A 10,511-nucleotide genomic window follows, 5' to 3' on the forward strand; every position below is an offset into this window, starting at 1 on the left:
GGGGGGGGGGGGGGGGGGGGGGGGGGGGGGGGGGGCGGCCCGCGCGGGCGGCCCCCGCCGGGCACGCCGGGGGGGGCCCCCCCCCCCGCCCCCGGCCCCCCCCCCCACTCGTATGCCGGGTTCTTCACCACGAGGCTGCCGGGGAGGTCCGCGCCGTGGCGGGGCCTGCCGGAGGGGTCCGGGCCATGGCGGGTACGCCTGCCGGGCCTGTCGGGCAGGCGTACCCCCAATCGACTCGGTCGGCCGGAGCGGAGGTCTGACAGTCGGGCGTGGCACGGCTCTACTGGTCAGCCGTGATCGAGGTCGACCCGGTCAGCCGGACCGGGGGGCGCCGGTCAGCCACCCGGGGTCTCAGCCCTGCAGCAGCTTCTTCACCGCGGCGGCGACGCGGCCGCCCTCGGCCTGGCCGGCCACCTTGGGGTTCACGATCTTCATGACGGCGCCCATGGCCCGCGGCCCCTCGGCACCGGCCGCCTTGGCCTCCTCGACGGACTGCGCGACGATCGCGTTCAGCTCCTCGTCGGAAAGCTGCTTGGGGAGGTACTCGGCGAGCAGCTCGCCCTCCGCCTTCTCCCGCTCGGCCTGCTCGGCACGGCCACCCTGGGCGAAGGCGTCCGCGGCCTCGCGCCGCTTCTTCGCCTCACGGGTGATCACCTTGAGCACCTCGTCGTCGGAGAGCTCCCGCTTCTCCTTGCCCGCGACCTCCTCCTTGGTGATCGCGGCGAGCGTCAGCCGGAGCGTCGAGGAGCGCAGCTCGTCCCGCTCCTTGATCGCGGCGTTGAGGTCGGCGTGCAGCTTCGACTTGAGCGTGGTGGTCATGGCTCGATTGTCGCAGGTGCACCACCGTGAACGCCCCCCGATTTAGGGGCCGGCCGGTCTCGACGTACTGCTCGGGTCTGACACGATGGTCATATGCGCGCGCGATACGGAGTACCCCTGGGAATCATGGCGGCAGGCGCCGCCGGGCTGGCGTACGCGGCGGGCTTCGAGGCCCGCTCCTTCCGCCTCCGACGAGTGACGGTCCCGGTCCTCCCGCCGGGCATGCGCCCGCTGCGCGTGCTGCAGGTCTCCGACATCCACATGGTGAGCGGCCAGCGCAAGAAGCAGCGCTGGCTGCAGTCGCTGGCGGGCCTGCGCCCGGACTTCGTGATCAACACGGGCGACAACCTGTCGGACCCAGAGGGCGTGCCGGAGGTCATGGACGCGCTCGGCCCCCTGATGGAGTTCCCCGGCGCCTACGTCTTCGGCTCCAACGACTACTACGGCCCCAAACTCCGCAACCCCGCCCGCTACTTGTTCGAGAAGACGAGCGGCCGCCACGGCCTGAACGGCAACCCGCCGGCGGTGGGCGTGGTCCACAACCCGTGGGAGGACCTCCGCGACGGCTTCGACGCGGCGGGCTGGCTGAACCTGACGAACACGCGGGGTGTCCTGAAGGTCGAGGGCGTGTCGGTCGAGCTGACCGGCCTGGACGACCCCCACATCAAGCGCGACCGCTACGCACAGGTCGCCGGCGGCCCGTCGGGCACGTACGACTTCTCCCTCGGCGTTGTCCACGCGCCCTACCTGCGCGTCCTCGACTCCTTCACCGCGGACGGCTACCCCCTGATCCTGGCCGGTCACACGCACGGCGGCCAGCTGTGCATCCCCTTCTACGGCGCCCTGGTCACCAACTGCGACCTGGACACCGACCGGGTGAAGGGCCTCTCCAGGCACACGGCGGAGGGCCACACCTCCCACCTCCACGTCTCAGCGGGCTGCGGCACCAACCGCTACACCCCGATCCGCTTCGCCTGCCCTCCGGAGGCGACGCTGCTGACGCTGGTGGGGAGGGAGTAAGGAACGAGCGGCCCCGCCCCTCCCTTACTCCCTGGGCGCTGAGGGCTCGGCGCCCTCCCCCCTCTTCCTCTCCCTCCACGGTCCCGCCCCGCCACTCTTCTGCGGTGCGGGCTGTCTCTGCGGTCCCGGCGCCCTTCTGCCGTCCGGCTCTCTCCTGCCGTCGGCTCTCTGCTGCCGTCCCGATTCTCTTCTGCCGTCCCGATTCTCTTCTGCCGTCCCGGCTCTCCTTCGGCCCGGCTCTCTCCTCTCGCCGGGCCGTAACCCGTCCGGGCTAACCCACATGGCCGCGCCCCTCACCCGCTCCTAGCGTGAGGGCATGACCGCCCCGATACCCAGGGAGATCCGGGACCTGCCAGCGATCCCGGGCCCGCCCCTGTTGCTGCCAGCTCCCGTCCCGGCCACGGCGGTGGTGGCTCCGGTCCGCCGACCCCCGACAGCGGTGTTCCGCCTGGTCATCGCCATGATGGCGGCCGCAGGCGTCGCCCTGGAACTCCTGCTGGGCACCCCCGCCCGCACCCTGAGCTACTTCGGCGTCCAGGCCAACCTGCTGCTCGCGGTAGTCATGTTCCTGTCGGCGACCAGGGCCTGGCGGGCCCGCCGCCCCCTCCCGTCCGCCGTGACAGGGGCCGCGCTCCTGTACGTCGTGATCGCCGCGTTGGTCTACCACCTGCTGCTGGCCCACACGACGCCCCCGTTCTCCATGACGGGCGCGACGACACCCCCGGAACGCTGGCACGCCCAGTGGGCGGCACTGCAGCTCCTGCACACGATCGCCCCCGCGGCGGCCCTGCTGGACTGGCTGCTCCTGACCCCGGCGGGCCGCCTGCACCTGCGCCAGGCGACGGCCTGGCTGGTCTACCCGCTGGTCTACCTGGCCTTCTCCATGGCTCGGGCTGTCTTCCTCCAGCCCGCCGACCCCTCGCGTTACCTCTACCCCTTCCTGGACGTCAGCGCCCACGGCTACCGCGGCACCCTGGCCAACGCCCTCCTGCTGGGCCTCGCGATCTACGCCGTGGCGATCCTCCTGGTAGCCCTCGACCACGCCCGCCCGACGCCGGTCCGCCACCCCGGCTAAACCGGATTTCGTCTACGGCCACCGGTGGGCTAAAGTAAACGTCGTCGCCGCGACAGCAGCGACATCGGGGTGTAGCGCAGCTTGGCAGCGCGCTTCGTTCGGGACGAAGAGGTCGTGGGTTCAAATCCCGCCACCCCGACAGTGAAGTACCAGGTCAGGGGCCTGATCCGCTTAGCGGGTCGGGCCCCTGAGTGGTTCCGGGGGCCATTTTGGGAGCCATTTGGGAGCCGAGTTCGGAATCTGGCTCCCGGGCGGCTCCCGCGCTTGTGGGTAGGCCGGAGCTTGGGAGCTCGCCTCAGAGCGGCATGGCACGGGGAGGGGACACGAGTGGAAGTCGGAGACCTGAGTTCATGAGTCGGCGCCGGGATCGCTGTGGGAGCAGCCGCCGTCGGGATCTGGCAGGGCTGGTCCGCCGAACAGGCTCATGTGATCTCCTCTCGTGAGCTACTGGGTGTAACCGAACGTAGCGGTTGGTTTCTCGTGTTTGACTACCTCGCGCTGCCCCACTGCTACGGTCGCCTGTATGACGCTCTCGGTCTCCACGAGTCAGACTGTTGACCTACGCGTGCAGCCAGTTGACGAGGTTTTGGATCGCGTGGTCCAGTCTCTGCAGGTGCGTTTCCTACCGGAAACGGTGGTGCGCAAGCGTCGGTCCGTAGGAGCACGGACCGACCGCGAGACCTGGGTCCGCATCGAGCGACGCTTGCTCGACAAGATCACGTATCAAGGGTGGAACGGCGCGGAGTGCGCCGCCCGCTTGGACGGCGTCGCCCAGCCGGCCTGGCGGGGATGCGTGGTCTGGCGGGACGCGAACGAACAGGTGATGTGGCGGGCCGACGAAACTGACCTTCTGCCCGCCGCTCCAGTCGGAAACGCCATTCTGAGGGAGGCCCCGGAACTTTCGGACGAGTGGTGGGACGGGTTGAACGCTTCTCTGGACGCGCTGGCAGGGCACCAGACAAGGCGGGTCGCGACACCCGACACCGAGACCATCACCCAGACGTCGGTCACCGAGGCCATTCGGGCTGTCTTTCCGGGCGATTTCGATACGGTCGTCCAGCGTTGGGTGCCCGCCCACGCCGACCTGAACTGGGCCAACGTCACGGCGCCGGTGTTCAGCCTCTTCGACTGGGAGGACTGGGGGAACGCCCCACAGGGACTGGACTCGGCCTCGCTGTGGGCGAGCTCGCTTGCCGTCCCGTCTCTGGCCGATCGTGTACGGCAGGAGCGTCGGCGGGACTTCGAGAGCCGGGACGGCAAGCTGATGACGCTGTTCGTCTGCTCGAAGATCCTTGGGCCGTACGCGCACCCTGAGGATCCTCGGTTGGAGCCTGCACAGCGCACGGCCGAGCAGGTCATCGAGGAGATTCAAGCAGAGTGATCACGCGAGCGGTCGCGGAGGAGCTTCCGGTACTCCTGGACGGTCCGCTCCTCCACCTGGCTTGCCAGGGCTCCGACGAGTTCCTCCAGGTGGGTCGGTTCGTCGGTGCCCACGGCGATGGAGCCGACCCGCGGGAGATGGTAGGCGACTCTGAATGCTGCCTGGAAGCGGGAGAGCCGACGGCCGTCCTGGAGGAAAAGGCGCGGGTCCAACCTGTCCCACACCGAGGTACTGGTGCTGCCCCCAAAGGGGCTCATCCCCCAGACCTCGCCATAACCCAGCTTCCACGCATTGATGAGGGTCTCCGCCGCGTCCAGCGTTCTGGCGCCGACCAGCAAGCCGGCGCGCACCATGAGAACCGATGGCCTCGGCACGGTCAGGTCAACCAGGCTCAGGACCGGTGACGGATCCCACGACGCGACCCCCCAGGCGCCGCACAGCCCCTTAGCTTTGGCGTCATCCAGGGCGGTGCACGCCGCTGCAAGCAGATCCTTGTCGTGCGGGACAGCTTTCCGGAGCGAGTGTTCCGGGTTGTGCACGAACACCAGGTCCGGCTCCCGCCCCAGGTTCTTGGCCGCCTCCTCCACGGCCGAGTAGAGCCGCGTGGGATCCAGGGAGTGCTCCGGCCCGTCGGACCCCGGGAAGTAGCCGACCTTCGTGGAGACCGTGAACTTCGGCAGCAGGTCACCGGCTGTCCGAGCCAGGACCTGGTGCGAGCGGAAGCCAAGGTAGTTAGTGCTGGTGTCGAGCGCGGTGACGCCCAGGTCCAGCGCCCCGGTCAGGAGCCGGCGTTCGTGACGAGACCGGTGTAGCCCGAGGACAACTCGGGGGTCAGGACCGCGCACAGCTCCTCCTTCACCAGGATCTCGGCGACCTCCACCACTTCGGCCCCTGCGACGGCCGCGGCCTGTTCCAGCACGACCGGCCTGCCGCTCAACAGCAGACGCAGCGCCGGCAGGGCCTTGACCGCGAGGGTCAGCCTCTTCCCCGAGGCCAGGACATCGACGGTCTCCCCGCTCTCCCGGATCTCGGGAGGGAAGTGGGTGGTGCACACGACGGCGTCGAGCGGCCCGAGGATGTCGAGGAACGGCACATGCCTGGGCAGGGTCGTCTCCTGCTCGTACGCGGCCAGATAGTCGGCCGGGGAGCGCTCGCCGAGCAGTGCCGTGGCGGCCTCGGCCAGAGCCGCGCTATCGGGAACGTGCCAGCGGTCCAGATCGTGCCTGAAGATCTCGTGCTCCCGGCTCCAGTCGGCTAGCCAGGCGAGCCAGCTTGCGCCGGTGCGCTTGGTGATGCCGAACGTGACGTGGAGGCTCTTCCCCGAGCCGCTGCCGGTCCTGGTCGCCTGGTGCCAATGGCCTCGGGGGATGTGCATGACGTCACCGGTCCGCATCACTCCGGACCAGATGATCTCGTCGCTCGGGATGGTGTTGGGGTCGGAGTCCCGGTACATGGGGACCTTGCGGGAAGCCGCGCGCACCTCCCACTCCTTCTCGCCAGCCAGCTGCACGATCACGACGTCGTGGTCGTCCCAGTGCAGGGGGAAGCCAGCGGCGTCGTTCGTCGTCAGGTACGCGTTGACCTGCACACGCTCACGGGACCACCACTGCAACGCCCGGCACGCGACCTCCATCGTCGGGTCGAAGACGTTGGCCTGGTCGAGGATGAGCGTCGCGCCTTCTCGCAGGAGGTTTCCGAGGCCTCGCATGTTGACCATAGGGATGCTCTGGCCCTGGGGGCTGACGCTGTCTGTGTAGTAGACAGCCGGGTGCACCTCCACACCCTTCTGGAAGCACCGGAACTGCGGGCGGTTCAGGCTCCTGCGCATGGCGATGTCGAGCAGCCGGTTGGGGGTCAGGAGGCGGGAGAGGAGCGCGGGGTCCTCCAGACCGCCCCGCGCGAAACCCTTGCCCAGCTCCTCGGCCCCGCTCCACCCGAGTGCTGTCTCGATCGCGTTGATCAACCGATGTTCCATCGCTGTCCTTCCAAGGGTGTGGTCGCCTGATGTGGACACGGCTGGGGCCGGCACGGCCAGTCGTGCCGGCCCCAGCCGCTTGGTGCGCGCGTGCCTACTCGCTGTCGTGCAGGTTGCCGTCGCCGCCCGGCCACGGCGCGTCGCCGGAGCTTCCGGCGTTGTCGGACCGGAGGCTGTCGTACCGGTCGTGGACGGCGGTCAGCTCCTCGATCGCCATCAGCAGGCCGCTACGGGCCGGAGGCGGTGCCGTGTGCTCTTCCACCTCGTGCTCCTTCCTCTTGGGTCTCCCGCCGGGGCTCCGGCGGAAGGTCAGGGCCGCCTCACGGCCGTGGGAGAGATGGATGTCCGTGAGGCGGCGGTCATTGGGCGGCCCCGTGAGCCGCAGCTCTGCGCCTACGGCCGCATGGACTGACCGCTCATCGGCAGAACGGCCGCGTCCTGACGCATGTTGGCCTCCAGGACGCGCTGGTCCAGTTCGTATAGGCACGCCCGGCATGCGAAGAGAGCCGCGTGCATGCCGCTCGACCGGACGGGCCCGATCCACGTCACCTCGACGTCGTCACGGCCACACCACAGCCAGCACTCGCCATGCGTCTGCCACTCATGCCTGTCCCACAGCGCATAGGCCGTCGGCTCGCCGGTGACTGGGTCGATGTCGCGGCGGGTGGGGCGGAAGACCACATCGCGCTCATGAGACAGAGCCGCTCGTACTGCGTGCCTCCCCATCAGACGACCCTCATTGTCGGCGACTTGGGCTCGGCCTCATCCCGGTACTTGGCCCACATCGCGAATAAGCCACGCGGTCCAGCGGCAACCGTGCTCGTCTCCACCGCCATGGGCAGCGCCATCTCGGCCCATACCCGCTTACCGGCGCCGGCGGGCTCCCAGGCACAGCGCGCCGAGAGCAGTCGGACCAACGCCAAGCCGCGCCCGTTCTCGTCGTCCGGTTGGGCACCCCCTGTCCGCGGAACCGACGGTTCGCCGTCCAGGACATCGATCACCAAGCGACCGGGCCGGTTGAACAGGGTGACGGTGATCGGCCCCGCCCCGTGGACCACGGCGTTGGTGATGAGTTCCGAGGCGACGACTCGGATGGCGTCGGCAGTCTCCTCGTCCAGAGGCACACCCCACGCGCGTACCTTGTCGACGATCTGGCGCCGAGCCGGGGGCACCTCGGATTCGATACCCGCGAGGACGAACCGATGGACGAGCGTGGGCATGGCGGACGCCTCCGAAGAGCTGGAGAGCGGCTCCATCCCCGACGGGGGGCACAGGAATGGAGCCGCCGATCTGAGGAGCCGCTCCGCGAGCGTTCAACTGAACTCGCTCGCCAGCGGCTGATACTCAGTCAACGGCGGTGCCCCGGCCTACCGGAACGTTTCTAGGGGGTTTCTCCTGGGGACGCCCTCCCCGTACTGGGACACGCGAAGTAGCCTTCCACCTACGTCTTGAGCGGACGACAGGAGTGATGACGTGCCTACCGAGCCGTTAGCAGTCCACCCGCTGACCTTCCTCCTCCAGACGCGTGGATGGGGCAAGGCCGAGTTCGCCCGGCTCATGCAAGACCACGGGAGGAAGCTCGGGATCCCGCTCGCGACCAACCGGACGACTGTATGGAAGTGGGCACAGGGCCAGGAGCCGGACGCGGACGCCCAGCGCGTCGTCGCCGACCTGTTGGGCGTCCCGTACGAACAGGCGCGTGCGGAGGGATGGCCCCGCTGGCTCCCCGTCTGGGAGGTGACCGGACTCACCGCTCCGTGGACAGAGGCCGGTACCGTCGAGGCATTGTCCGATCTGGTGGGGAGTGGACGGATGGACCGCAGAGGCTTCCTCACCATCACAGGAGCCGCCCTGACCGGTCTCGCGGCGAGCTGGGTGGACGCGCCCTCCGCCATGGCCGCGGCGCTCAACGGCGACCGGGTCACGGACACGATGGTCTCGACGATCGAGCAGCGCATCAGCACTCTCCGTACGCTCGACGACCAGCTTGGCGGTGCTCGACTACTGGAACAGGCCCGAGGCGACCTGGCTCTGGTCACCGGTCTCCTCAGCGGCGGCCGCTACACCGACAAGGTCAGGATCCGGCTGTACGCGCTGGCGGCCCGCGTGTCGCACCTGACCGGATGGATGGCCTACGACGCCGGCCTACGATCCGCGGGGCAGCGCTATTACGTCGGTGCCCTGCGCAGCGCCCGCACCGCCGGCGACGACGCCTTCGGCGCTTTCATCCTCGCGGAGATGGGCGTGCACGTCTCCGAGGCCGGGCGTACCGCCGAGCGTGTCGATCTCATCTCGACCGCGATCGGCAACGCGCCACGCTCTCTGTCGCCCTGCACCCAGTCGTTCCTCTACCTGCACAAGGCGGAGGCTCTCTCACGCGACGGCGACCACCGCGAGGCAGGCACGGCTCTCAACCGTGCCACCTCCCTGTGGGAGCGCCACATGACGGACGAGAACCCTGACTGGCTCGACTGGTTCGGCGAGGCACAACTGCGGTCGACCGAGGGGAAGGTCCTGTTGCGCTCGGGGCAGGTGGAACGCGCGACCAGTTCCCTGGAGACGTCCGTGACGAGAGCCGCCCCCCGGGACAAGGCGGTACGGTCAAGCCGTCTGGCTGAGGCGCGGCTCGCCGGCGGCGACCTGGAGGGTGCGTTGGACGCAGCGAACTACGGCGCCGAACTGCTGGAGGACTGCGTCAGCTCCATTCGAGCCCTGAACCGCCTCAAGGAGTTCTCCACACGGCTGGAGCCGCACAAGTCCGTTCCCTCCGTCCGCGAGTTCCGGGAGCGCCTGCAGGAACTGCCTGTCGCCGTTTGATGTCGACCGCCCGACCACCGCAGACGAGCCGATCTCGGTGAAGAGGGCTGCAAGACTGCCAGGATGGCCGACATGACGACGATCTACGGTGAGGTGGCACCCGGGTTCGAGCCAGTGCGGGCGGCGTTCATAGAGAACTTCACCCGGCACGGAGACCTCGGCGCGGCGGTGTGCGTGTACCGGAACGGCCGACCGGTGGTGGACCTGTGGGGTGGCGTGGCCGACGCCGAAACCGGTCGTCCTTGGACACGCGACACGCTGCAACTGGTCTACTCGGCGACCAAAGGCGCGACCTCGACCATGGCGCACATGCTGGCCGAGCGCGGAGCACTCGACCTGGACGCGCCCGTCGCGAAGTACTGGCCGGAGTTCGCCGCGAACGGCAAGGCGGACATCCCGGTGCGCTGGCTCCTGTCCCACCAGGCCGGCCTGGTCACGCTGGACCAGCCGGTGCCGTTGAAGGATGCGCTGGCCTGGCACCCGATGGCGGCGGCACTGGCCGCGCAACGCCCCCTCTGGACTCCGGGCACAGCGCACGGCTACCACGGCCGGACCTGGGGCTGGCTAGTCGGCGAGGTGATCCGACGGGTGTCCGGCCGCTCACCGGGCCGCTTCTTCGCCAACGAGATCGCGACCCCGCTGGGCTTGGACTTCTTCATCGGCTTGCCCGCCGGCGAGCGCGACCGAGTCAGCCGCATGGTGTACCAGCGGCCGGACGTCGACCTCACCACCCTGCCCACCGAGTCGGTGCCCGAGGAACTCCGCGAGCAGGTCGCCGCATGGCGGGACCCGAACTCATTCAGCAACAGGGCGTACGCCGTCACCGACCCGCCCGAGATCGACTTCGACTCACCGGAGGTGCAGGCCGCGGAGCTCCCGGCCTCCAACGGCATCGGCACCGCACGCGCTCTTGCCCGCATGTACGCCGCGCTGATCGGCGAGGTGGACGGCGTGCGCCTGCTCTCCCCGGACGCCCTGGCGTCAGCGACCGAGGAGCAGGCCCGCGGGAAGGACCAGGTCATGCTGATCCCCAGCCGCTTCAGCGCCGGGTACATGCTGCCAACCGAGAGCAACCCGATGCTCGGGCCAGGCTCTTTCGGCCACACCGGCAGAGGAGGCTCGCTTGCCTTCGCGGCCCCGGAGCATGGCGTTGCCTTCGGATACGCGATGAACACCATCATCGCGGGCGGTGATGATGCGCGTGCGGCTGCCCTGGTCGACGCGGTGCGGAGATCACTGTCGTAGTTGGTCGGGAGCGCATTTCTTCAGATGACCCTCCCGTAAGCGGCCGGATCGGCGCCTGTCCTCTCTTCGGCCGCCGTTCGGCGCGGGGGGGGTGCCTCTATGTCTTTAGTCAAGCAAGCCGTGGGGTTCTGGGTTCGTAGAAGGTTCCGTCGCGGAGCATGGCGAACAGGACGCTGATG

Annotated in this window: 11 protein-coding genes and 1 tRNA gene; 6 read left to right on the top strand and 6 right to left on the bottom strand. The window is 69.2% G+C overall.

All coding sequences use genetic code 11. From position 1 onward, the window contains the following. Positions 1-351: 351 nt before the first annotated feature. Complete coding sequence (locus ABVB68_RS15205) at positions 352-819, bottom strand: GatB/YqeY domain-containing protein (protein ID WP_353601522.1); 468 nt, start codon at positions 817-819, stop codon at positions 352-354. A 93-nt stretch (positions 820-912) separates the two neighbouring features. On the opposite strand from ABVB68_RS15205, the gene ABVB68_RS15210 reads away from it, so the two are divergent. From ABVB68_RS15210 to ABVB68_RS15225, 4 genes are all read left to right on the top strand, one after another. Next, positions 913-1,839: a metallophosphoesterase gene (locus ABVB68_RS15210; RefSeq protein ID WP_353601523.1), complete on the top strand. Its 927-nt coding sequence runs from the start codon at positions 913-915 to the stop codon at positions 1,837-1,839. A gap of 316 nt (positions 1,840-2,155) precedes the next feature. Beyond that, positions 2,156-2,914, top strand: a complete 759-nt coding sequence (locus tag ABVB68_RS15215) for a Pr6Pr family membrane protein (RefSeq protein WP_353601524.1) — start codon at positions 2,156-2,158, stop codon at positions 2,912-2,914. Between the two features lie 65 nt (positions 2,915-2,979). Continuing rightward, a tRNA-Pro gene (locus ABVB68_RS15220) sits at positions 2,980-3,053 on the top strand. A 384-nt stretch (positions 3,054-3,437) separates the two neighbouring features. Then, on the top strand, positions 3,438-4,295 hold the full coding sequence (locus ABVB68_RS15225) for a hypothetical protein (protein ID WP_353601525.1): 858 nt from the start codon (positions 3,438-3,440) through the stop codon (positions 4,293-4,295). On the opposite strand, the gene ABVB68_RS15230 is transcribed toward ABVB68_RS15225, so the two are convergent. The 5 genes from ABVB68_RS15230 to ABVB68_RS15250 all read right to left on the bottom strand — a co-directional run bounded on the left by ABVB68_RS15230 (position 4,283) and on the right by ABVB68_RS15250 (position 7,490). Further along, entirely contained in the window at positions 4,283-5,140 is an 858-nt protein-coding gene (locus ABVB68_RS15230; protein WP_353601526.1) for an aldo/keto reductase, read from the bottom strand. The two genes, ABVB68_RS15225 and ABVB68_RS15230, sit on opposite strands and share 13 nt — an antisense overlap. Then, complete coding sequence (locus ABVB68_RS15235) at positions 5,074-6,270, bottom strand: JmjC domain-containing protein (protein WP_353601527.1); 1,197 nt, start codon at positions 6,268-6,270, stop codon at positions 5,074-5,076. Before ABVB68_RS15235 ends, ABVB68_RS15230 begins: the two co-directional genes overlap by 67 nt. A 94-nt stretch (positions 6,271-6,364) precedes the next feature. Beyond that, a complete protein-coding gene (locus tag ABVB68_RS15240) occupies positions 6,365-6,532 on the bottom strand; it encodes a hypothetical protein (protein WP_353601528.1) in 168 nt (55 codons plus the stop codon). Between the two features lie 131 nt (positions 6,533-6,663). Then, positions 6,664-6,996, bottom strand: coding sequence for a hypothetical protein (locus ABVB68_RS15245; protein ID WP_353601529.1), 333 nt, complete (start codon positions 6,994-6,996; stop codon positions 6,664-6,666). Beyond that, the gene (locus tag ABVB68_RS15250) at positions 6,996-7,490 is read right to left on the bottom strand and encodes an ATP-binding protein (RefSeq protein ID WP_353601530.1); all 495 of its coding nucleotides are present in this window, start codon (positions 7,488-7,490) and stop codon (positions 6,996-6,998) included. The genes ABVB68_RS15245 and ABVB68_RS15250 overlap by 1 nt, the downstream gene beginning before the upstream one ends. A 253-nt stretch (positions 7,491-7,743) precedes the next feature. Here ABVB68_RS15250 and ABVB68_RS15255 point away from each other — a divergent pair, with 253 nt between their 5' ends. Further along, positions 7,744-9,087 (top strand): NsdA family TPR-like regulatory protein, encoded by a 1,344-nt coding sequence (locus ABVB68_RS15255; protein ID WP_353601531.1) that lies wholly within the window; start codon positions 7,744-7,746, stop codon positions 9,085-9,087. Positions 9,088-9,159: 72 nt separating this feature from the next. Next, on the top strand, positions 9,160-10,332 hold the full coding sequence (locus tag ABVB68_RS15260) for a serine hydrolase domain-containing protein (protein WP_353601532.1): 1,173 nt from the start codon (positions 9,160-9,162) through the stop codon (positions 10,330-10,332). Positions 10,333-10,511: the final 179 nt, after the last annotated feature.

The organism is Streptomyces sp. NPDC096012 (assembly GCF_040426375.1).
In the GTDB taxonomy this organism is placed as follows: domain Bacteria; phylum Actinomycetota; class Actinomycetes; order Streptomycetales; family Streptomycetaceae; genus Streptomyces.